Annotated in this window: 15 protein-coding genes and 2 tRNA genes; 8 read left to right on the top strand and 9 right to left on the bottom strand. The window is 73.5% G+C overall.

The genetic code is table 11. From position 1 onward, the window contains the following. Positions 1–51: 51 nt before the first annotated feature. Positions 52–855 (bottom strand): methyltransferase domain-containing protein, encoded by an 804-nt coding sequence (locus ACT7CP_RS07280; protein ID WP_445443915.1) that lies wholly within the window; start codon positions 853–855, stop codon positions 52–54. A 39-nt stretch (positions 856–894) separates the two neighbouring features. On the opposite strand from ACT7CP_RS07280, the gene ACT7CP_RS07275 reads away from it, so the two are divergent. Then, entirely contained in the window at positions 895–2,958 is a 2,064-nt protein-coding gene (locus ACT7CP_RS07275) for a M3 family metallopeptidase (RefSeq protein ID WP_445443914.1), read from the top strand. Positions 2,959–3,041: 83 nt separating this feature from the next. Here the strand turns inward: ACT7CP_RS07275 and clpX are convergent, their stop codons facing one another. Beyond that, positions 3,042–4,322: an ATP-dependent Clp protease ATP-binding subunit ClpX gene (clpX, locus tag ACT7CP_RS07270; RefSeq protein WP_116055230.1), complete on the bottom strand. Its 1,281-nt coding sequence runs from the start codon at positions 4,320–4,322 to the stop codon at positions 3,042–3,044. A gap of 152 nt (positions 4,323–4,474) precedes the next feature. On the opposite strand from clpX, the gene sfnG reads away from it, so the two are divergent. Then, the gene (sfnG, locus tag ACT7CP_RS07265) at positions 4,475–5,617 is read left to right on the top strand and encodes a dimethylsulfone monooxygenase SfnG (protein WP_413963169.1); all 1,143 of its coding nucleotides are present in this window, start codon (positions 4,475–4,477) and stop codon (positions 5,615–5,617) included. A gap of 64 nt (positions 5,618–5,681) precedes the next feature. Here the strand turns inward: sfnG and ACT7CP_RS07260 are convergent, their stop codons facing one another. The 4 genes from ACT7CP_RS07260 to ACT7CP_RS07245 form a co-directional block, all read right to left on the bottom strand. After that, the gene (locus ACT7CP_RS07260) at positions 5,682–6,362 is read right to left on the bottom strand and encodes an ATP-dependent Clp protease proteolytic subunit (protein ID WP_191148938.1); all 681 of its coding nucleotides are present in this window, start codon (positions 6,360–6,362) and stop codon (positions 5,682–5,684) included. Positions 6,363–6,398: 36 nt separating this feature from the next. Then, positions 6,399–6,986: an ATP-dependent Clp protease proteolytic subunit gene (locus ACT7CP_RS07255; RefSeq protein ID WP_012038150.1), complete on the bottom strand. Its 588-nt coding sequence runs from the start codon at positions 6,984–6,986 to the stop codon at positions 6,399–6,401. Positions 6,987–7,230: 244 nt separating this feature from the next. After that, the gene (tig, locus tag ACT7CP_RS07250; RefSeq protein ID WP_445443913.1) at positions 7,231–8,691 is read right to left on the bottom strand and encodes a trigger factor; all 1,461 of its coding nucleotides are present in this window, start codon (positions 8,689–8,691) and stop codon (positions 7,231–7,233) included. A 65-nt stretch (positions 8,692–8,756) separates the two neighbouring features. Further along, a tRNA-Pro gene (locus ACT7CP_RS07245) sits at positions 8,757–8,832 on the bottom strand. A 191-nt stretch (positions 8,833–9,023) separates the two neighbouring features. Here ACT7CP_RS07245 and ACT7CP_RS07240 point away from each other — a divergent pair. The 3 genes from ACT7CP_RS07240 to ACT7CP_RS07230 all read left to right on the top strand — a co-directional run bounded on the left by ACT7CP_RS07240 (position 9,024) and on the right by ACT7CP_RS07230 (position 15,494). Further along, a tRNA-Gly gene (locus tag ACT7CP_RS07240) sits at positions 9,024–9,094 on the top strand. Between the two features lie 206 nt (positions 9,095–9,300). Then, entirely contained in the window at positions 9,301–14,802 is a 5,502-nt protein-coding gene (locus ACT7CP_RS07235) for an SCO7613 C-terminal domain-containing membrane protein (protein WP_445443912.1), read from the top strand. 206 nt (positions 14,803–15,008) lie between these two features. Further along, the gene (locus ACT7CP_RS07230; protein WP_413963172.1) at positions 15,009–15,494 is read left to right on the top strand and encodes a Dps family protein; all 486 of its coding nucleotides are present in this window, start codon (positions 15,009–15,011) and stop codon (positions 15,492–15,494) included. Between the two features lie 104 nt (positions 15,495–15,598). Here ACT7CP_RS07230 and ACT7CP_RS07225 read toward each other — a convergent pair whose 3' ends face one another. The 3 genes from ACT7CP_RS07225 to ACT7CP_RS07215 form a co-directional block, all read right to left on the bottom strand. Next, on the bottom strand, positions 15,599–16,588 hold the full coding sequence (locus tag ACT7CP_RS07225; protein ID WP_445443911.1) for an Fpg/Nei family DNA glycosylase: 990 nt from the start codon (positions 16,586–16,588) through the stop codon (positions 15,599–15,601). A 5-nt stretch (positions 16,589–16,593) separates the two neighbouring features. Next, positions 16,594–17,082, bottom strand: a complete 489-nt coding sequence (locus ACT7CP_RS07220; RefSeq protein ID WP_413963174.1) for a ribose-5-phosphate isomerase — start codon at positions 17,080–17,082, stop codon at positions 16,594–16,596. Between the two features lie 115 nt (positions 17,083–17,197). Further along, positions 17,198–17,824, bottom strand: a complete 627-nt coding sequence (locus ACT7CP_RS07215; protein ID WP_445443910.1) for a mycothiol-dependent nitroreductase Rv2466c family protein — start codon at positions 17,822–17,824, stop codon at positions 17,198–17,200. 150 nt (positions 17,825–17,974) lie between these two features. Between ACT7CP_RS07215 and pepN the strand changes: the two genes are divergently transcribed. From pepN to ACT7CP_RS07200, 3 genes are all read left to right on the top strand, one after another. Then, complete coding sequence (pepN, locus tag ACT7CP_RS07210) at positions 17,975–20,518, top strand: aminopeptidase N (RefSeq protein WP_445443909.1); 2,544 nt, start codon at positions 17,975–17,977, stop codon at positions 20,516–20,518. A gap of 191 nt (positions 20,519–20,709) precedes the next feature. After that, positions 20,710–22,008 carry a mechanosensitive ion channel family protein gene (locus ACT7CP_RS07205; RefSeq protein ID WP_445443908.1) on the top strand — a complete coding sequence of 433 codons (1,299 nt, stop codon included), beginning with the start codon at positions 20,710–20,712 and terminating at the stop codon, positions 22,006–22,008. Beyond that, positions 22,008–22,403, top strand: coding sequence for a globin (locus tag ACT7CP_RS07200; protein WP_445443907.1), 396 nt, complete (start codon positions 22,008–22,010; stop codon positions 22,401–22,403). Before ACT7CP_RS07205 ends, ACT7CP_RS07200 begins: the two co-directional genes overlap by 1 nt. Positions 22,404–22,464 lie beyond the last annotated feature (61 nt).

Raw genomic sequence — 22,464 nt, 5'->3', positions numbered from 1 at the left:
GGCCCTCGGGCCGGCGCGTCCGTCGCGTGCGGGGTGCCGGGCCCGTCGGCGTCAGCGTCGCGCGAGGATCTCCCCGTGCGGCATCGCGAGGAACCCGTCCGCGTCGACCGCCCAGTCCTGCCACCCGGCCCGGATCTCCTGCAGGTCGTCGTCGCTCGCGAAGCCGCCCTCGAGCGCCTGGCCGGCGAACGACGAGGCGACCGCCCGGTCGGCCCAGGCGCCGCCCCACCACGCGCGCTCGTCGTCGGACGAGAAGCACCAGACGGACGCGCTCGACGCGATGTCGGTGAAGCCGGCCTCCCGCGCCCACGCCTTGAGGCGGGATCCGGCGTCGGGCTCCCCGCCGTTCGCGCGGTGCACCGGCAGGTAGACGTCGGCCCACCTGCGCAGGCCGTCGGTCTCCGGGAAGAGCGCGACCTTCGAGTAGATGACGTCCCGGGCCGCGACCAGCCCGCCGGGACGCGTGACGCGGCGCATCTCCGCCAGGGCGCGCACGGGGTCGCCGACGTGCTGGAGCACCTGGTGGGCGTGCACGACGTCGAAGGAGGCGTCGGCGTAGGGCAGCTCGTACACGGATCCCGTGACGAACTCGACGTTCGCGGTGCCGCGGGCCGCGGCCAGCTCGGACGCCTGCCGCACGACGTCCTCCGACATGTCGAGCCCTACGACGCGGCCGGGCCCCACGGCGTCGGCGAGCTCCACCGTGATGGTGCCGGGGCCGCTCCCCACGTCCAGCACGTCGAGGCCCGGCCGCAGGTGCGGTTCCAGGTAGGCGGCGGAGTTCCGGACGGTCCGCGCGCTGTGCACGCGGAGGACGCTCTCGTGGTGGCCGTGGGTGTATCGCTCGCTGTTCACCCTCCGAGCCTAGGTCGGCGCCCGGCCTAGGCTCGCCGTATGACGACGTCCCCGACCCCCTTCCTCGAGCCGAGCTCGCTCCCCTACGGCATGCCCCCGTTCGCCGACATCCGCGAGGAGCACTTCCGCCCCGCGTTCCAGGCCGGCATCGCCGAGCACCTCGCGGAGGTGCGCGCCATCGCGGGGTCGACGGAGCCGCCCACGTTCGAGAACACCCTCGTCGCGCTGGAGCGCTCCGGCCGCGTCCTCGACCGCGTCGGCCACGTCTTCTTCACGCTCTCGTCGGCCGACAGCTCCCCCTTCACCCGCGAGCTCGACGCGGAGATCGCGCCGGAGCTCGCCGCGCACGAGGACGCGATCCGCCTCGACTCCGCCCTCTACGCCCGGATCAGCGCGGTGCACGACGCCCGCCACGACTCGGGCCTCGACGCCGAGTCCGTCTACCTCGTCGAGCGGTACCTCGCCGAGTTCACGGTCGCGGGCGCCGGCCTCGACGACGACGCGAAGGACCGCCTGCGCGACCTCAACCGCCGCCTCTCCACGCTCACGACGCGCTTCGAGTCGAACCTGCTGGAGGACACGAACGACCTCGCCGTGGTCGTGGACGACCCGGCCGAGCTCGACGGGCTGGGGGCGGGCGCCGTCGCGGCCGCCGCGCAGGCCGCCGCCGACCGCGGGCTGGAGGGAAAGCACCTCATCACGCTGGTGCTCCCGACCGGGCACCCGTACCTGTCGCAGCTCACCGACCGCGGGCTGCGCCAGCGGATCATGGAGGCGTCGCTCGCCCGCGGCGCCCGCGGGAACGCGCACGACAACCGCCCGCTCGTGCTCGAGATCACGCGGCTCCGCGCCGAGCGCGCCGCCCTCCTCGGCTTCCCGAGCCACGCGGCCGCGGTCACCGCGGACCAGACGGCGCGCACGCCCGAGGCCATCGCCGACATGCTGGGCCGCCTCGCACCCGCCGCCGCCCGCAACGCCCGCGCGGAGGCCGTGGAGCTGCAGCGCGTCATCGACCGGACCCAGGAGGAGCGCGGCGAGCCGACGTTCGAGCTGGCGGCCTGGGACTGGGCGTTCTACAGCGAGAAGGTGCGCACGGAGCGCTACGACGTCGACACCGAGCGCATGCGCCCGTACCTCGAGTCGGAGCGCGTCCTCCAGGACGGCGTATTCCGCGCCGCGACCCTCCTGTACGGCGTCACCTTCTCGGAGCGCCCGGACATCGTGTCCTACCACCCGGACGCCCGCGTCTTCGAGGTCCGCGACGAGGACGGCTCCCCCGTCGGCCTCTACGTCCTCGACCTCCACACGCGCGACTCGAAGCGCGGCGGCGCGTGGATGAACCCGCTCATCTCGCAGAGCGACCTCCTCGACACGCCCACGGTCGTCCTCAACAACCTCAACGTGCCGAAGCCGCCCGCGGGACAGCCGACCCTCCTCAGCTACGACGAGACGAACACGCTCTTCCACGAGTTCGGCCACGCCCTGCACGGCCTCTTCGCCCGCGTGACCTACCCGCGCTTCGCCGGCACCAACGTGTTCCGCGACTTCGTCGAGTTCCCGAGCCAGGTGAACGAGATGTGGATGCTGTGGCCGGAGATCCTCGCCTCCTACGCCGTGCACCACGAGACCGGGGAGCGGATGCCGGACGAGCTGGTCGCCGCCGTGCAGGCGTCGAGCGCCTTCAACGAGGGCTTCCTCACGAGCGAGTACCTGGGCGCCGCGCTCCTCGACCAGGCGTGGCACCGGATCGGCGTCGACGACGTCGTCGAGGACGTGGACGCCTTCCAGGCCGAGGCCCTCGCCTCCGTCGGCCTCGACGTGCCGGCCGTCCTCCCCCGCTACGCGTCGAGCTACTTCCAGCACACCTTCGCGGGCGGCTACGACGCCGGCTACTACTCCTACATCTGGAGCGAGGTCCTCGACGCCGACACCGTCGAGTGGTTCCACGAGAACGGCGGCCTCACGCGCGCGAACGGCGACCGGTTCCGCGCGCGCCTGCTCGGCGTCGGCGGATCGAAGGACCCGCTGGAGGCGTACCGCGACTTCCGCGGCCGCGACGCCGTGATCGAGCCGCTCCTCGAGCGCCGCGGTCTCGCCGACTGATCCACCTCCCGGCATGACGAGAGCGCCGCACCCCGCGCGGGGTGCGGCGCTCTCGTCGTCCGGGCCGCACGCGGCCCCGCGGATCAGGCGGACTTCTCCGCACGGAGCATCGAGGCGCGCGGCACGATCGTGGGCGCGGCGTTCTGCACGACGGACTCGCGGGTGATGACCACGCGGCCCACCTCGTCGTCCGAGGGGATGTCGAACATGATCGGCCCGAGCACCTCCTCGAGGATGGCCCGGAGCCCGCGGGCGCCCGTCTGCCGCAGGACGGCGAGGTCGGCGATGGACTCCAGGGCGCCCTGCTCGAACTCCAGCTCCACGCCGTCGAGCTCGAACATGCGCTGGTACTGGCGCACGAGCGCGTTGCGGGGCTTGGTGAGGATCTCCATGAGCGCGCGCTGGTCCAGCTGCGTGACCGTCGTGACCACGGGCAGGCGCCCGATGAACTCGGGGATGAGCCCGAACTTGTGCAGGTCCTCCGGGAGCACCTCGCCGAACACGTCGGCGTTCACGTCCTTGCGGTGCAGCGGGGCGCCGAAGCCGATGCCCTTCTTGCCCGCGCGCTGGCTGATGATGTCCTCGAGCCCGGCGAACGCGCCGGCCACGATGAACAGCACGTTGGTCGTGTCGACCTGGATGAACTCCTGGTGCGGGTGCTTCCGCCCGCCCTGCGGCGGCACCGAGGCCACGGTGCCCTCGAGGATCTTCAGCAGCGCCTGCTGCACGCCCTCGCCCGACACGTCGCGCGTGATGCTCGGGTTCTCGGCCTTGCGCGCGATCTTGTCGACCTCGTCGATGTAGATGATGCCGGTCTCGGCGCGCTTCACGTCGTAGTCGGCCGCCTGGATGAGCTTGAGGAGGATGTTCTCCACGTCCTCGCCCACGTAGCCCGCCTCGGTGAGGGCGGTCGCGTCCGCGACGGCGAACGGCACGTTGAGCCGCTTCGCCAGCGTCTGCGCGAGGTAGGTCTTGCCGCAGCCGGTGGGCCCGATGAGGAGGATGTTGCTCTTGGCGATCTCGATCTCGTCGCCCACCGTCTCAGCCGGGCCGATGGTGCCGACGGCGCGGACGCGCTTGTAGTGGTTGTAGACCGCGACGGACAGCGCGCGCTTGGCGGCCTCCTGCCCGATGACGTACTCGTCGAGGAAGCCGAAGATCTCCTTCGGCTTGGGGAGGTCGAACTCGCCCGTGGTCTCCTCGCTGGCCTCGGCCAGGCGCTCCTCGATGATCTCGTTGCAGAGCTCCACGCACTCGTCGCAGATGTAGACGCCCGGTCCCGCGATCAGCTGCTGGACCTGCTTCTGGCTCTTCCCGCAGAAGGAGCACTTGAGCAGATCCGCGCTCTCGCCGATGCGTGCCATGAATGCCTCCCCGGAAGTCGTGCGGTGTGCCACGAGCCTAACCCGTGCATCGGACATGGCCCGGACCCCTGGGAGCACGGCCCGTCGCGTGGTAGTCGTCACACGGCGCAACAGTCCAGGTGCGCGGCGGCGTCCGCACCCACCATGTCCGCATGACCGATGACACCGCCCCCGCATCCCCCGACGCGCTGTCCTTCGCCTACTGGGTCCCGAACGTCTCGGGCGGCCTCGTGACGAGCGACATCGAGCAGCGCACCCACTTCGACTTCGACTTCAACGTCCGCGTCGCGCAGCTCGCCGAGCGCAGCGGATTCGACTACGCGCTGAGCCAGGTGCGGTACGCCGCCTCCTACGGCGCCGACCAGCAGCACGAGTCGACGTCGTTCTCCCTCGGCCTCCTGCTCGCGACCGAGCGCCTCAAGGTCATCGCCGCCGTGCACCCCGGCCTCTGGCACCCGGGCGTGCTCGCGAAGTGGATCATCACGGCCGACCACATGTCGCACGGCCGCGCCGCGGTGAACGTCGTGTCGGGCTGGCTCAAGGACGAGTTCGTCGGGTTCGGCGAGCCGTGGCTGGAGCACGGGGAGCGCTACCGCCGCACCGAGGAGTTCATCCGCGTGCTGCGCGGGCTCTGGACGGAGCAGGACTTCACGCACCTCGGCGACTTCTACCGGATCCACGACTTCACGCTCAAGCCGCCGCCCGTCGCCGTCCCGGGACGCGCGCACCCCGAGATCTTCATGGGCGGCAACAGCACCGACGCCCGGGAGATGGGCGGACGGGTGACGGACTGGTACTTCTCGAACGGCAAGGACTTCGCGGGCTTCGAGGAGCAGCGCGACGACGTGCTCGCCTCCGCCCGTGCTGCCGGCCGCACGGACCGCGTGCGGTTCGGGCTGAACGGCTTCGTCATCGCGCGCGACACCGAGCGCGAGGCCCAGGACGTGCTGGAGGAGATCATCGCCAAGGCGAACCCCGACGCGGTCGAGGGCTTCCGCCAGGCGGTGAAGCAGGCGGGCGCGTCCACCGGGGACGGCAAGGGCATGTGGTCCGACTCCACGTTCCGCGACCTCGTCCAGTACAACGACGGGTTCCGGACGGGCCTCATCGGCACCCCGGAGCAGATCGCGCGGCGCATGGTGGAGTACCGCAAGCGCGGGGTGGACCTGCTGCTGCTCGGCTTCCTGCACTACCTCGAGGACATCGAGGACTTCGGCACGCGGATCCTGCCCATCGTCCGGGAGCTCGAGCGCGAGGCCATCGAGCGCGGGGAGATCGAGGAGCCGGCGGCCTGACGCGTCCGGACGCGCGGAGAGGGGCGGTCGGCTGATGCCGACCGCCCCTCTCGTCCGTGCGGGCCTAGCGGGCGGGGAGCGCCGCCGTCAGGTTCTTGCGCGAGGTGAGCACCTGGTCGATGAGCCCGTACTCGAGCGCCTCGTTCGCGCCGAGGATCTTGTCGCGCTCGATGTCGCGGTTGATCTGCTCGCGGTCGCGGTTGGTGTGGCTCGCGAGCGTGTCCTCGAGCCAGGAGCGCATGCGCATGATCTCCGCGGCCTGGATCTCGATGTCGGACGCCTGCCCGCCGCTCGACTCGCCCGTGGCGGGCTGGTGGATGAGCACCCGCGCGTTGGGGAGCGCGAGGCGCTTCCCGGGCGCGCCGCCCGCGAGCAGCACGGCGGCCGCGGAGGCCGCCTGGCCGAGGCAGACCGTCTGGATCTGCGGCGACACGTACTGCATCGTGTCGTAGATCGCCGTCATGGCCGTGAAGGAGCCGCCGGGCGAGTTGATGTACATCACGATGTCGCGGTCGGGGTCCATCGACTCGAGCACGAGCAGCTGGGCCATGACGTCGTCCGCGGACGCGTCGTCGACCTGCACGCCGAGGAAGATGATGCGGTCCTCGAAGAGCTTCGCGTACGGGTCCTGGCGCTTGTAGCCGTAGGCAGTGCGCTCCTCGAAGCTGGGGAGGATGTACCGCGACGACGGGCTCGTGGCGGTGGAGCCGGCGCCGCGGGCGCCGCCGAAGGTGGGGAGTTCCATGTTCTCTTCTCTTACCTGTCTTCTCTGTCGCGGGCTCTAGGAGGTCTCGGTGCCGCCGCCGCCGACGACGTCGGTCGCCGACTCGCGGATGTGGTCGACGAAGCCGTACTCGAGGGCCTCCTGGGCGGTGAACCAGCGGTCGCGGTCGCCGTCCTCGTTGATCTGCTCGGCCGTCTTGCCGGTCTGGCCCGCGGTGATCTCGGCGAGGCGCTGCTTCATCGAGAGGATGAGCTGGGCCTGCGTCTGGATGTCGCTCGACGTGCCGCCGAAGCCGCCATGGGGCTGGTGCAGCAGGACGCGCGCGTTCGGCGTGATGTAGCGCTTGCCCTTGGTGCCGCTCGTGAGGAGCAGCTGACCCATGGACGCGGCCATGCCGATGCCGACCGTGACGATGTCGTTGGGGACGAACTGCATGGTGTCGTAGATGGCCATTCCTGCGGTGATGGAACCGCCGGGCGAGTTGATGTACAGGAAGATGTCCTTCTCGGAATCCTCCGCCGCCAGCAGCAGGATCTTCGCGCAGATCTCGTTCGCGTTGTCGTCGCGGACCTCGGATCCGAGCCAGATGATGCGGTCCTTCAGCAGTCGGTCAAAAACACCGGGTACCAGTGTCGGTTCGGCCATTGTTCGAGCTCCCATTCATTCGTCGCTTCGAGTCATGAATCTATCGGAGCGGCATCGCCCCGATCGCCGTGTTCGCCGCGGGCGGAGCGCACAGCCGCCTCGGGCGGAGCGCACAGCCGCCGCGGGCGGAGCGCACAGCCGCCGCGGGCGGAGCGCTGCGGTCCCCGGACGCACGAGGGCCCGGGGAGCATGCGCTCCCCGGGCCCTCGTGGTGCGGGACGCCCTGGGCGTCCCGCGGATGCGACTACTCGGAGTCGGCGGCCTTCTCGGCGGCCTTCTTCTTCGCCGGCGCCTTCTTCTTCGGCTTCTCGGCGGGCGCCTCCTCGGCCGCGGGGGCCGCGGCCTCCTCCTCCGCGGGAGCGTCGGCGACGACGGCCTCGGCGTCCGCGTCCGCGGGCTCCTCGACGACGGCGTCGGCGTCGGCGTCGCGCACGACGGGCTGCGTGAACTCGGTGACGTCGACGACCTTGCCGTCCGCGTCCACGACCTTGGCCTTGTCGAGCACGACCGCGAGGGCCTTGTTGCGCGCGACCTCGCCGACCATGGCGGGGATCTGGTTGTTCTGCTGCAGGACCTGGACGAACTCGTTCGGCTCCATGTTGTACTGCTGCGCACCCTGGATGAGGTACTGGGTCAGCTCGTCCTGGCTGACCTTCAGCTCCTCCTTCTCGGCGATGACGTCGAGGAGCAGCTGCTGGCGGAACGCCTTCTCGCTGGACTCCTTGACCTCGGCGCGGTGCACGTCGTCCTCGAGGCGGTTCTCGTTCTCGAGGTGGCGGTGCACCTCGTCCTCGACGAGCTTCTCGGGGACGGGGATCTCGACGCCCTCGAGGAGCTTGTCGACGATCTGGTCGCGGGCCTGGGTGACCTGGCCGAAGACCTTGGACTTGCCGACCTGGACCTTGAGGTCCGCGCGCAGCTCGTCGATGGTGTCGAACTCGCTGGCGATCTGCGCGAAGTCGTCGTCGGCCTCGGGCAGCTCGCGCTCCTTGACGGACTGGACGGTCACGGCGATCTCCGCGGTCTCGCCCTCGTTGTCGCCGCCGAGCAGCTTCGACTCGAAGGTCGTGCTCTCGCCGGCGGTGAGGGACTCGAGGGCCTCGTCGATGCCGTCGATGAGGTCGCCCGAGCCGAGCTCGTAGGAGATGCCGCTCGCGGTGTCGACGGCGTTGCCGGCGATGGTGGCGGTGAGGTCGATCTGGACGAAGTCGCCCGTCTTCGCGGGGCGGTCGACCGTGATCAGCGTGCCGAAGCGGCTGCGCAGGCTGTCGAGCTCGGTGCCGACCTCGTCGTCGGTGACCTCGACGGAGTCCACCGTGAGCTCGAGGCCCTCGTAGGCGGGCAGCTCGAACTCGGGGCGGACGTCGACCTCGATCTCGAGGAGCAGCTCGCCGGTGAGGTCCTTGCCGGGCCACTCCTTGACGTCCGCCTCGGGGCGGCCGAGGGGGCGGATGTCCGTCTCCTTCACGGCGGCCTGGTAGAAGCCGTCCATGCCGTCGTTGACGGCGTGCTCCAGCACGGCCTCGCGGCCGACGCGCTGGTCGATGATGGCGGGCGGCACCTTGCCCTTGCGGAAGCCGGGGATGTTGACCTGCTCGGCGATGTGGCCGTATGCGTGGTCGATGTGCGGCTTCAGGTCTTCGGGGGTCGCAGAGATCGCGAGCTTGACGCGCGTGGGGCTCAGCTTTTCGACCGTGGTCTTCACGTGTGGAGTTCTCCTGTAATCGCGGTACGCGCCTCGGCTGAGACGGCATTTCGTCATCGGGGATGTGGTCGGGGCGACAGGACTCGAACCTGCGGTCTTCCGCTCCCAAAGCGGACGCGCTAGCCACTACGCTACGCCCCGGCTGCCACGCATTCCCTCGGCCGAGGCGGGCGCCGTGCGCCTCGACGTGCAGGCGCGCGGAAGCCGATCCGACCGTGGCACAGCCTATCCGACTCGTGCCGGGCGCTGGTCACCGGCGGCGGGAGGCTGCGCTACGCTGGATCCCGCGCATCCGGCGCACGGCCCCTCGGGGGCGGTGGTGCCGGCATCGCGGGGATGTAGCTCAATGGTAGAGCCTCAGTCTTCCAAACTGATCACGCGGGTTCGATTCCCGTCATCCCCTCTCCTGCGCCCTGCCCGGCGTCGCCCGTCTCGTCGTCTCCGACCTCTGCGTCCGCGGCGTCGCTCGTCGCCGTCCGCCCCCTCCTCCCCAGGTCCCCGGTGCGCGGGCGGCCCCCGTTCGGGGTCGCACGGCCCCTCGGCGACCGGCTTGCCGATAGCGTCCTGAGCGGCGGCCGGGGCGGATCGCCGTCGGAGCGAGGGGGCGGCATGGTCACGGAGGACGCGGGCGCGGCGCGGTGGACGGATCGGTCATGGCCGGCCAGCCCGGAGCACCTCGTCCGCACCGACCTCTGCCCCGCGTGCTTCGCCCCGCTCGGCGCCCTCGTCTGCGCGCGATGCGGGCTCGACGTGCGCGCACCCGAGGCCGCCGACGTGCTGGCCGCGTCGCAGGGCATCGTGCGCCTCGCCCAGGACCGCGATCGGCTCCTCGGCTCGATGCGGGGATGGGCCGCCGCCCGGCTCGCCGTGACGGCGTCGGCGGCCTCGACGGCCTCGGTCGCCTCGACGGGAGCGGCGGCATCACCTGCCGCAGCGCCGGCGGAAGCGCCAGCGGCGTCGCCCCCGCCCCGGCCCGCCGTTGCGGGGGCGACGCCCGCCGGCCTCGCTCCCCCCGCATGGCGCTCGACCACTCCGTCGGCGGTGCCGCGCGTCCCCGCGGCCGCGCCCACCGCCGCGGCCGTGCCCGCCGCACCGGAGCGGCCCCTGCCGAGCGATCCCCCTCGTCGCCGGCTCAGCGTCCCCGTCGTGATGCTGAGCATCGGCGTGGTGCTGCTCTCCGTCGCCGCCGTCTTCTACGTCGTCTACGCCTTCGTCACCTACGGGCTCCTGGTGCGCGCGGCCATCACGGGCGGCGTGACGCTCGCCGCGTTCGTCGCGTCGGCGATCCTGTCCCGGCGGAGGCTCATCGGCACGGCGGAGGCCGTGGGCGTCGTGGGCGTCGTCCTCCTCCACCTCGATGTGTGGGCGGTGCGCGCCTACGACCTGGGCGGCGCGGGATCCGCGGAGCCGTTCGCGTACTTCGGCGTCGGGACCCTCCTCGCGTCCGCCGTCCTCCTCGCGTCGCGACCGGTCATCCGCGTGCGGTCCGCGGGCCTCGCCGCCTGGGCGGGTCTGCCCGTCGCCGCGGGACTGCTGGTCGCGGCGGTGCCCGCCCTGGACGCCGGCACGCGCACCGCGTTCGCGCTCGCGGCGGCCTCCGCCGTCGCGCTCCTGCACGCCATGCCGCGAGTCCGCCCCCTCGTGGCCCCCGACGGCCTCGAGCGGCTCGTGCTGCGGATCACCGGAGTGGCCTCCGCCGCGTTCGCGCTCGTCGCCGGCGCAGCCAGCGCCGCCGATCGGGACGCCGTCCCTGCGCTCCCGCTCCTGGTCGCGGCCGCGGCGGCGGGGGCCCATGCCTGGATCCTCTCGTCGTCGCCGTCGCGCACGCCGTCCGCGACGGATCCGCAGGAGCCGACCCCGGAGGCTGCGGTGGTCGAGACGACCGAGGCGGCCGAGGCGGCCGGCGCGCATCCGCTCCGCGTCCTCGCCGCCGCGGTCGCGGGGACGAGCGCGGCACTGGCCGTCCCCATGACCGCGGTCACCGGCGGCCCCGTCCTCCTCACGCTCTGCGGGCAGGTGGCCGCCGCCGCGCTCGTCGTCGCCGTGCTCGACGTGGCAGCCCGGCGGATCGCGGCGCCTCGCCTCGCGGGGACCACGCGGGTCGCCCGCGCGGCGGCGGGCGTCGTGGCCATCGTCGCGGCGCTCCCCGTGGCGCTCTCCGCGGCGGGTGGAGTCGCCGGAGCGGCGATCGCCGGGCTCCCCCCGTGGGCGCTCGGCCCCGGGGGCGATCCCGTGCTCGACCTCGGGAGGGACAGCGGGATCCTCGCCCTGGCGCAGGACGCGCGTGCCGCGTCCCTGGGCCTCGTGCTCGTCTGGCTGCTGGCGGTGGCCGCGTCCGCGGTGGGTCCCCGGACGGCCGCACGTCGGGGGCCGCTCGCGTGGGCCGGCGCGTGCGTGGTCGTCGCCGCCGTACCGGCGCTCGGCCCGCTCGCCGCCGTGGTCGCCGCGTACGTCGCGGTGGCCGTCGCCGCCTCCGTGTTGCGCTTCCGGGTCGGACGTACGGCCGTGTCGGCCACCACCGCTCCCGACGCGGAAGCCCTCGACGCCCCCGTCCCCGCCGGGCGACCGCGCCCCCTGGATCCGCGCACGGCGCCGCTGACCGCGCTCGGGATCGCCGCGGGCTCGATGGGCTGGCTCGCCTCATGGGGCAGCGCGCCCACCTGGTGGTCGGCGACCCCCGTCCTGCTGGCCCTGCTGGTCGCCTCCTCTCGCGCCGCGCGCACCGACGGCGTGCGTCGCCTCTCGACGGTGACCGCCGTGCTCGTCACGCTGCTGTCCGTGGCCGCCCTGGCGCCTTCGCTGCGCGACGCCGGCACCATCGGCCCTGCTCCGGCCTCCGCCGACCTCGGCCCGGTCGCCGATCCCGCGGTCCTCGTGCTCGCGGCGGCCGGCCTCCTGCTGCTCGGTGCGGGCATCCTCCGGAGCGCGCCGGGTGTCCGGCGGCGGGCCGCGCTGGCCACGGCGCTCCTCCCCGCGCTCCTCGCCTCCGTGCTGGTGTCGGTGAGCGGCGCGGAGCACGCGGGCGGCAGCCTCACCGCGGCCCCCGTCTGGCCGATCGTCGCCCAGGTGCTCCTCGTCGCCGCGCTCGCGTCCTGGACGGTCGGCGGGCGGGCCCGGCGCCCGCTGCCCGCGCCCGTGGCGTCCTCTCCCCTGCACTCCGCGCCGCCGTCCATGTCCTCCGGCCCGTCGGTCGCCCACCGTGCCGTCGACCCCGGGGGGCCGGCGCCCACCGGACGCATGACATCCGCGATAAGTCCGGCGCCGATCGGGTCCCCGGCTCCCGAGCGCGGATGGCGGCTGGCGACCGCCGTGCTGCTCGCGCCCGTGCTCCTGGCGGCCGTGGTCACGATCGCCGCGCTCGTGCCCTCTCGCGGCGACGTGCCGGGAGCGGTCCCCGCGGCCGTCGCCCTGGCAGTCGCCCTGCTGGGCCGGTTCGCCTACCTGCGCACGTCGGCGGCCCTCCGCGTCGCGCTGGATGCCGGTGCGGGCGCCGTGGGCGCCGTCGGCCTGCTCGTCGCGGTCGCGGGTCGTGCCGTCGACGGCACGCACGACCGGCTGTGGATCCCGCTGCTGATCCTGGCCGTGACCGCGCTCGTCCTGGCGTCCGCCGCGGACGGCCTGCTCCTGTCCCGGAGCGTGCGTCGCGCGTGGGCGTGGACCGCGTTCGGCATCGGGATCGCGGCGCTGTGGGCGCGGCTGCTCGCAGGGGAGGTCCGACTGCCCGAGGCGTACGTGCTGCCCGTCGCCGGGACCCTGCTCCTGGTCGCGGCCCTGGTCCACCGGGCGGCCCTCCGCGTCGACGCGCACGAGGGCGAGGGCGGCGGGCCCCGCGTGCGCCGGGGCGTGTCGGCGCTCGTGCTCGCGGGAATCCTCACGGCCGCGCTCCCGCTCGCCCCCGCGGGACGGGCGGACGACGTGGTCCGCCCGCTGGCGCTGACCGTGGTGCTGGCCGTCCTCGCCCTGGTGCCCGCCGCTCTGATGCGCCGCGCCCCCGGACCCGTGCGACCGCTCCTCCGGGCCACGGTCGCAGGCGGCGGGCTCGGGCTGCTGGCCGTCGGGGCCACCCGCGCGCTCCGGCTCACGGCCGGGTACGCCGACCGGACTCCCGCCGTGGACGTGCAGCTCCTCGTCACGGCGCTCCTCCTCGGCGCCACCGGCGTCCTGGTGCTCCGCGCCGCCCGGGACTCCGCGGACACGCGGGTCGCCGGCACGGCCCTGGCCGCCGTCCCCGTGCTGACCGCCCTGGTGCTCGTCCTGTCGGTCCGGCCCGGGCAGGGCGTGGTGCGGCCGCTCGTCGCCGCCGTGCTCCTCGTGTCGCTCACGGGTCTGCTGCTCGCGCTCCGCTCGTCGCATCGGCGCACGCTCGACCTGGTGGCCGCCGTCGCGCACGTCGCGGTCGTCGTCGTCGCCCTGTCCGCCTTGCGCGGCGCCTCGCCCGTCTCGGATGCGGGCGCGCTCGCCGTCCCCGCCGTCGTGGCGGTGCTGGTGGCGGCCCTGGGCGCCGCGGAGCGACTCCGCCGACACACCGCGGCGACGGACGGCACGCCCTCGCTCTCGCACGCGGCGGCCGATGTCGCCGTCGGACTCCTGACGGCGATCACCGTCGCGACGGCGGGCGCCACGGACGCGCGGGGCCTCCCGTCGGCGCTCCTGCTGTCCGCCACCGCCGTGGTCCTCGTCGCGCTCGACCCGCGGTCCGCGGCACGTCGGCGGATGGGCTGGGTCGCGCTCGCGCTCGGAGCGGCCGCGCTGTGGGTCGCGCTGGGGCGCGGTGCCGTCGAGGCGGTCGAGCCCTACGTCCTGCCGCTCGCCGGGGTGCTGCTGCTCGTGGCCGCCGCCCTCGAGCTCGGACTCCCCGCCCGTCTGCGGCTCGCCCGGCGCCCGGAGCGCCGGCGGGCGAGCGGGGCGCCGCTCGTGCTCGCGGCGCTGCTCCTCGCCGTCGTCCCGACCGCGGTGGCCTCCTGGGGCGGCGATCCCGTGCGGGCGCTCGTCCTCGGCGGGGTCGGCGGGGTCGGCCTCATCCTCGTCGCCGCGTCCCTCGGCCGACTCCCCGTCGCGCCCGGGGTCACCTCCGGCGCGACGGCCACGGATCCGCGAGCGCTCCTCCTCGCGACGGCCGGTCCGGCGGCGCTCGCCGTGCTCCTCGTCGGCTACGGCCGACCGCTCGCGCAGCTGGTCCAGGGACTCCCGCCGACCATCGGCCGCACGGACCTGTGGTCGCTCGCGGCCGGGATCGTGCTGGTCCTCGCCGTCGCGCTGCACGGGCAGACGACGGGGCACGCGACGGCGTCGCCCGACGTACCGGGCGACGCCCGCCCGAGGTCCGCGCTCGCGGCGCTGGAGGCCGCGACTCCCCGCGCCCTGGCCCTCGTGTCCGTCCTCGCCACCGCCGGGGTCGGCACCGCCGCCATCGTCATCGCGCACGAGGCCGTCCTCGCCGGCACGACGGTCAGGTCCGCCGTCCTCGTGGCCCTGCTCGGCCTGCTGCACGTCGCGGCTGCGGACACCCGTCCACGCCCGGCACGCGAGGACGACGATCGGCGGACCGGCTCCGACGCGCTGCCCGCGGAGGCCGCGTCGTCCTCGCACGCGCTCCGCGACGTCGGGATCGCGGTGACCGCCCTGGTCGCCGCGGTGCTGGCGTCCGGCGTCCTCGCGGCGACGGGTGCGGCGGATCCGGTCGAGTGGGTCGCCGTTCCCGTGGCCCTCGCGCTGCTGGTGGTCGGCGCACGCCGGCTGTCGCACGACGCCCGAGCGGGCAGCATGCGGCACCTGTCCCCCGGGCTCCTCGTCCTCCTCGTGCCACCGCTCCTCGCCGACCTCGGCCCGAGCCCGGCGTGGCGCATCGTCGGTCTCGGCGCCGTCGCCCTGGCCACGCTCCTCGTCGGAGCTTCCCGACGCCTCCGCGCGCCGTTCCTCATCGGGTCCGCGGTTCTCCTGGTGCACGCCGTCGCACAGCTCTGGCCGTGGATCCGCGACGCCTCGGCGACCGTCCCGTGGTGGGCGTGGGCCGGGATCGGCGGCGTCGTGCTCATCGCGGTCGCCGCGCGGTACGAGCGGCGCGTGCGCGATCTCCGCGAGGTCGCCGCCCGCGTGTCCGCGCTGCGCTGACCGGATCGCGGACGCGGGATGCACGGGGGCCGGCACGCGGCAGCACGGACCGGGTCCGGAGTCACCGCGCGCCCCGCTCGGCTCCCGTGCTGACCGCGCCGCGCCCGGGTAAGCGATGCCTCAGCTTGCTTGCGGCGCCGCCCGCCGTGCGCGAGATTGAGGGCACCGTCCGCAGACCGCAGACCCGTCACGCTCGAGGAGAACCCATGACCGACACCGTCCACGTCCCCACCAGCTCCACCTCGGCCGACGTCGCCGCCGGCGTCGCGCAGTTCCTCAGCCCCGTCGTCGTCAACCTCCAGGCCCTCGCCGTCAACGGCAAGCAGGCGCACTGGCACGTCCGCGGCGCCAACTTCATCGGCGTGCACGAGTTCCTCGACGTCCTCGTCGCCCACGCGCAGGGCTGGGCCGACACGGCCGCCGAGCGCGTCGTCGCCCTCGGCCTTCCGATCGACGCCCGCATCGAGACGGTCGCCGCCGCCACGACCACCGCGCCGCTCACGCCCGGCTTCCGCCAGTCGAGCGCCACGATCGCCGAGGTCATCGCGCAGATCGACGCGACGATGGAGCTCGTCAACCGCGCGGTGCAGGAGCTCGGCGAGATCGACGTCAACAGCCAGGACGTCGCCATCGAGATCGCCCGCGGGCTCGAGAAGGACCGCTGGTTCCTCTTCGCCCACATCAGCGAGTAGCACCGCCGCACAGCACCAGAACCAGCACCAGCACCAGCAGCCGACGACGGTCGAGGGGCCCGGATCCGAACGGATCCGGGCCCCTCCGTCATCTCACGGGCGGGTCACGCCTGGCAGTACGGGCACCAGTAGAGCTTCCGGCCCGCGGCCTCCTCCATCACGATGTGCGTCCCGCACACCCGGCAGGGCAGGCCCTCGCGGTGGTAGACCCAGTGCCGGTCCGCGCGGTTGCGGAGCGCCGCCTCGAGCTTCCTGCCGCGCAGGCCGTCCATGGTCATCATCTGCCCGACCTCGACGCCCTTGCGCAGGAGCCTCGACCAGTCCTTCCAGAGCCCCCGCACGACGTCCTCGGGCACGTCGCGGCCGGGGGTGTGCGGGTTCTGCCGAGCGCGGAACAGGAGCTCCGCGCGGTAGACGTTGCCGATCCCGCTGACCACGGACTGGTCCATCAGCAGCAGGCCGATCGCGGTCGGCTTCCTCCGGACGGTCGCCGTGAACCGGTCCTCGGATCGCTTGCCGCCGTCGACGAGGGGATCCGGCCCGAGCTTGTCGATGGCCTGCTGCACCTCCTCGGGGCTGGCGACGACGCAGGCGGTGGGCCCGCGGAGGTCCGCGACCGCGCGCTCGGTGAGCAGGCGCACGCGCACCTGGCCCACGGGCTCGGGCGGCCACGTCTCCGAGGAGAACGGGTCGTGCACCTTCTCCTGCTCGGCCATGCGCAGTCGCGCGCGCCGCGGGGCGCCGATGCTGGCGAGGGAGTCCTCGGCGTCGGCGTCGACCGGCGCGTCGTCGACGCGGTCGTCCACGGGGACGTCGCCGCGCATCCCGTTCTGCCCCATCCGGTTGAGCGTCGAGACGTCGCCCGCGAAGTCCCACGCGCCGTAGAGACCGAGGTGCACGCGGAGCCACACGCCGCCGTCGAACTCGAGGAACATCTGCTTGCCCACGGCCTTGGCGGCGAGGAGGCGGCGACCGTCGAGCACGGCGGCGCCCTCGGCGAAGCGGCCCTGCGGCGACGACGCCCGCACGACGTCGCCCACGAAGTGCGCCTCGAACTGCTTCGCGATCCGGTGGATCGAATGGCCCTCGGGCACGGCGGCTAGTCGGTGACGGGGTGGCCGGCGATGGCGCCCGTCGTCTCGTACTCGGCGAGCTGCGCGATGCGGCGCGCGTGCCGCTCCTCCTCGGAGAACGGCTCGGCGATGAACGCGTCGATGAAGGCCGTGGCCTCCTCGACGGTGTGCTGGCGGGCGCCGATGGAGATCACGTTGGCGTCGTTGTGCTGGCGCGCGAGGACGGCGGTCGACGGGTTCCAGACGAGCGCCGCGCGCACGCCCTCGACCTTGTTCGCGGCGATCTGCTCGCCGTTGCCGGATCCGCCGAACACCACGCCGAGCGCGGTCTCCCCCGCCCGCTGGTCGGCGACGACGGCGCGGGCCGCGCGGATGCAGAACGACGGGTAGTCGTCGAGCGGGTCGTACGCGCTCGGCCCGTGGTCGACGACGTCGTGCCCGGCGGCCGTCAGGTGGTCGGTGAGGTACCTCGAGAAGTCGAGGCCCGCGTGGTCGGTCGCGATGTGGATGCGCATCGGTGCACTCCTCCTGCCGCCAGGCGGCGTCGTGCCCGCGGCGCGGGCGGTGCCGGCGTGACGCGGCCGGACGCCCGGGGACGTCCGGCCGCGGCGCGCACGGCGGGATGGTGGATCAGTCGAAGATGGGGCCCACGGTGCGCGAGCGCTTGATCTCGAAGAAGCCGGGGTAGGCGGCGACCGCGACGACGCCGTCCCAGAGCTTGACGGCCTCCTCGCCCTTCGGCGCGGGCGAGATGACGGGCCCGAAGAACGCGACGCCGTCGACGGAGATGACGGGCGTGCCGACGTCCTGGCCGACGCGCTCGATGCCGTCGAAGTGGCTGGCGCGCATGGGCTCGTCGTAGCGGTCGGTGCGGCTCGTCTCGGCGAGCTCCGCGGGCAGGCCGAGCTCGGCGAGGACCTCGGGGATCACGACGTCGGCGTCCTTCTGGTCGCGCAGGTGGATCCGCGTGCCGAGCGCGTCGTACAGCGGCTTGACGTGCGCGGCGCCGTGCTCGGCCTCGACGGCGGCGACGAGGCGCGTGAAGCGGAGCGCACGCGGGAGGAAGGCGGCGAAGTTCGGGTCGTCGGCCTTGTCCTCGTTGAGGACGGCGAGGCTCATGACGTGCCAGGTGATGTCGAGGTCGCGGTGGCGGGCGACCTCGTCGACCCAGCGGGAGGTCATCCACGCCCAGGGGCAGGAGGGGTCGAACCAGAACTCGACGGCGGTCGTGCGGGGGCTGTTCTGAACGTCGGACATGCCGCCAGCCTAGGTCAGCCGACGGAATAGGATCGGCTCCGAAGCGGCGCCGCTCCGCCCGCGGCACCCCCGGTCCCCGACCCCGGTGCACCGTCACGCGAGGCGCGCCGCACGCACGGCCCACCCACCTCACGGACGAGCAGGAGCACCATGCCAGGAGAGAACCTCACCCGCGTCGAGGCCGAGGAGCGTGCCGCGCTCCTCGACGTGTCCGAGTACGACGTGACGCTCGACCTCACCCGCGGAGCCGAGGTGTTCGGATCCACCACGACCGTGCGCTTCACCGCGACGGCGGGCGCGTCCACCTTCATCGACGCGATCACGCGCACGGTGCACGCCGTCACGCTCAACGGCCGCGAGCTCGACCCGGCCGACGTCAACGACGGCGTGCGCATCCGCCTCGACGACCTGGCGCAGGAGAACGAGCTGACGGTCGTCGCCGACGCCCTGTACACGAACACGGGCGAGGGCCTGCACCGCTTCGTGGATCCCGTCGACGACGAGGTCTACCTGTACTCGCAGTTCGAGGTGCCGGACTCGCGCCGCATGTTCGCGGTGTTCGAGCAGCCCGACCTCAAGGCCGTCTTCCGCTTCACGGTCACGGCGCCCGCGCACTGGGAGGTCGTGTCGAACTCGCCGACCCCCGCCCCCACGGCCGCCGCGGACGGTGCCTCCACCTGGACCTTCGAGCCGACGCTCCGCATGTCCAGCTACATCACCGCGCTCATCGCGGGCCCCTACGGCGTCGTCCGCAGCGAGCTCACCTCGAGCGACGGCCGCACCATCCCCCTCGGCGTCTTCGCGCGGAAGTCGCTCATGGAGCACCTCGACGCGGACTACGTCTTCGAGAAGACCCGCGAGGGCTTCGCGTTCTACGAGGAGCGCTTCGCGTACCCGTACCCGTTCCCGAAGTACGACCAGCTCTTCGTCCCGGAGTTCAACGCCGGCGCGATGGAGAACGCGGGCGCCGTCACGTTCGTCGAGAGCTACGTCTTCCGCTCCAAGGTCACCGACGCGGTCAAGGAGCGCCGGGTCACGACGATCCTGCACGAGCTGGCGCACATGTGGTTCGGCGACCTCGTCACCATGAAGTGGTGGGACGACCTGTGGCTCAACGAGTCCTTCGCCACCTACATCTCGACCCTGGCCACCGCCGAGGGCACCGAGTGGACCGGCGCCTGGACCACGTTCAACGCCGGCGAGAAGTCGTGGGCGTACAACCAGGACCAGCTGCCGAGCACGCACCCCGTCTACGCGACCATCAACGACCTGGAGGACGTGCAGGTCAACTTCGACGGCATCACGTACGCCAAGGGCGCCTCGGTGCTCCGCCAGCTCGTCGCGTACGTCGGCCAGGACGAGTTCCTCGCGGGCGTCGCCGCGTACTTCCAGCGCCACGCGTTCGGCAACTCCACGCTCCGCGACTTCACCCGCGAGCTCGAGGGCACGAGCGGCCGCGACCTCGAGCGCTGGACCGACCTGTGGCTGAAGACCTCGGGCGTCAACACGCTCCGGCCGGAGATCGAGACGGACGAGGACGGCGTCATCACCTCGTTCGCCGTGCTGCAGGAGGCGGCGGCGGACTACCCGACGCTCCGCCCGCACCGCCTCGCGATCGGCTTCTACGAGCTCCGCGACGCGCACCTCGTCCGCACGGAGCGCTTCGAGCTGGACGTCGACGGCGACCGCACCGAGGTCGCGGAGCTCGTCGGCCGCGCGCGCCCCGCGCTCGTGCTGCTGAACGACGACGACCTCACCTACGCGAAGATCCGCCTGGATCCCGCGTCCCTCGAGGTCGCGATGCGCCACCTCGCCGCGTTCGAGGACTCGCTCGCCCGCTCGCTCGTGTTCGCCTCCGTGTGGGACGCGACGCGCGACGGCGAGATCCGCGCCCGCGACTACGCGCGTCTGGTGCTCGACAACGTCGCCACCGAGGACGAGTCCACGGCCCTCCGCTACGCGCTCGCGCAGCTCACGGTCGCCGCGTCGTCGTACTCGGCGCCCGACCACCGCGAGGAGCTGCTCGCGACGGTCGCGGCCGAGCTGTGGGCGCTCACGTCGCAGGCGGCGCCCGGATCCGACAACCAGTTCCAGTTCCTCCGCACGTTCGCGCAGGTGGCCTCCGAGCCCGCGCAGCTCGACCACGTGCAGGCGCTGCTCGACGGCACGGAGACGCTGGAGGGCGTCGAGATCGACGCGGACCTCCGCTGGGAGCTGCTGACCGCGCTCGTCGCGGGCGGTCGCGCCGGCACGCCGGAGATCGACGCGACCCTCGAGGCGGACCGCACGGCGACGGGCGCGCAGTCCGCGGCGCAGGCGCGTGCCGCGCTCCCCACCGCGGAGGGCAAGCGCGCGGCGTGGGCGTCCGTGTGGGAGGCGGACACCGAGCCGAACACGATCGTCCGCACGACGGGCCTCGGCTTCCGCCGTGCGGCGGACGTCGAGCTGCTCCGCCCGTTCGTCGGCGCGTACTTCGACGCGCTGCAGGGCGTGTGGGAGTCGCGCAGTTACGCCATCGCGGCGGCGCTCATCGGCGGCTTCTACCCGTCGCCGCTGGCGGACGCCGAGCTCCGCGACGCGACCGTCGCCTGGCTCGACGCCAACCCCGAGCCGCCGGCGCTCCGTCGCCTCGTCAGCGAGCTGCTGTCGGGCGTGGAGCGCGCGCTCCGGGCGCAGGCGAAGGACGCCGAGTAGCACCACCCGCAGGACCCCGACGGGGACGGTCGCCCTGGCGGCCGTCCCCGTCGTCGTCTCCGCGGGCTCCTCCGTGCGCGTCCCGCGGGCTCCCGCGACCTGCGCGCGGATCCAGGATCGGCCAGGGAGCCCGCGGCTACACTCGTCCGGATGACCACCCCTCTCCTCCTCCCCGTCGGAAGCGCGTCGCGATGGACCTGAGCATGGTGTGCTGCGGCGACGGCTCGTTCTTCTCCACCTGGGGCACGCTCATCCAGGTCCTCGCCGTCCTCATCGGCGGCATCATCGCCCGCTGGGCGCTGCTCGTGGTGATCCGGAACACGGTCGACCAGATCGTCTCGGGCGTCAAGAAGCGCCAGAACGTCGATGACACGCAGTCGATCCAGGCCTCCCCCCTCACGGCCGTCCGCGTGGTGCAACGGACGCGGACGCTCGGCAGCGTCCTCAGCAACATCACCACGGTCGTGATCGTGGTGATCGTGGTCTCCCTCGTCATCAACATCGCCCTGCCGGGAGCGCTCAGCTCCCTCGCCCTCCTCACCGCCGCCCTCGGCGCCGGCCTCGGCTTCGGGGCGCAGAACATCGTGAAGGACATCCTCAACGGCCTCTTCATGGTCGTGGAGGACCAGCTCGGCGTCGGCGACGTCGTCGACGTCGGTCCCGCCACGGGCGTCGTCGAGACCGTCGGCATCCGGATCACCACCCTCCGCGACGTCAACGGCACGCTCTGGTTCGTGCGCAACGGCGAGATCCTCCGCGTGGGCAACATGTCCCAGGGGTGGGCGCGCGTCGTCATCGACCTCGCGGTGCCCTACGACACCGACGTGCAGGCCGTGCAGGAGCGCACGCTCGCCACCGCCACGGAGCTCGCGACCACGCCCAAGTGGCGCTCGCGCATCGTCGAGAAGCCGGAGCTCTGGGGCATCGAGTCGATCTCCGAGTCGGCCGTGGTGATCCGCGTGGTCGTCAAGACCCGCAGCAACGCCCGCGACGACGTGTCGCGCGAGCTCCGCGCGCGCCTCAAGTCGGCCCTCGACGCGATGGGCGTCACGCTCCCGTCGCTCACGGCCGTGGTCCTCACCGGGTTCGACAGCGCCGCGAGCGTCGGCGGCGCGCACCCGCCCCGCACGGCGTCCACGCCCGTCCAGCAGCCCGACGCGCCCGCCACCCGCAAGCGCACCGGTCGCAAGCTCGTGCACCGCGACCCGGCCAGCCCCTCGGCCGGGCCGGCCACCCCGGTCGTCCGCGGTGCCGCGGGTGCGCCGGTCGACCCGCGCGCGACCCGCACGGTGCCCGCCCAGGACGCCGCCCCCGACCGCCCCGAGGACGAGGACGAGGTCACCGCGACCTGGACCGTCCTGCCCGAGTCCCCCGCGCCGACGGACGCCGAGCCCGGGACCACGTCGGGCTCCCCCGCCACCGCCCCGCCGAAGCCGCCCCGCGCCCCGCGCGTGCCGCGGAAGCCCACCACGCCGCCCGAGGAGTCCTGATGGCCGACCTGCTCGCCAAGTCCTTCTACGACGACGTCGGCGGCCGCCCCACGTTCGAGAAGCTGGTCCGCGTGTTCTACCGCGGCGTCGCCGAGGATCCGGTGCTCGTCGCCATGTACCCCGAGGAGGACCTCGAGGGCGCGATCCAGCGGCTCACCGGATTCCTCGAGCAGTACTGGGGCGGCCCGACGACGTACAGCGAGGAGCGCGGCCACCCGCGCCTGCGCATGCGGCACATGCCGTTCCGCGTGAACCCGGACGCACGCGACCGCTGGCTCGCGCACATGCGCGTGGCCGTCGACTCGCTCGACCTGCCGCCGATGCACGAGGCCCAGCTCTGGGACTACCTCGAGCGCGCCGCGCACGCGATGGTCAACACCTTCGACGAGTCCTGAGGGGCGCGCCGGACGCCCCGGCCGCCGCGCGCGGTCGCGGAGCCGCGCGCCGGCGTGACCC

The organism is Clavibacter rahimiani (genome assembly GCF_052654495.1).
The sequence above is the reverse complement of the archived record's forward strand: the minus strand, read 5'-3'. Positions and strand labels throughout refer to the sequence as shown.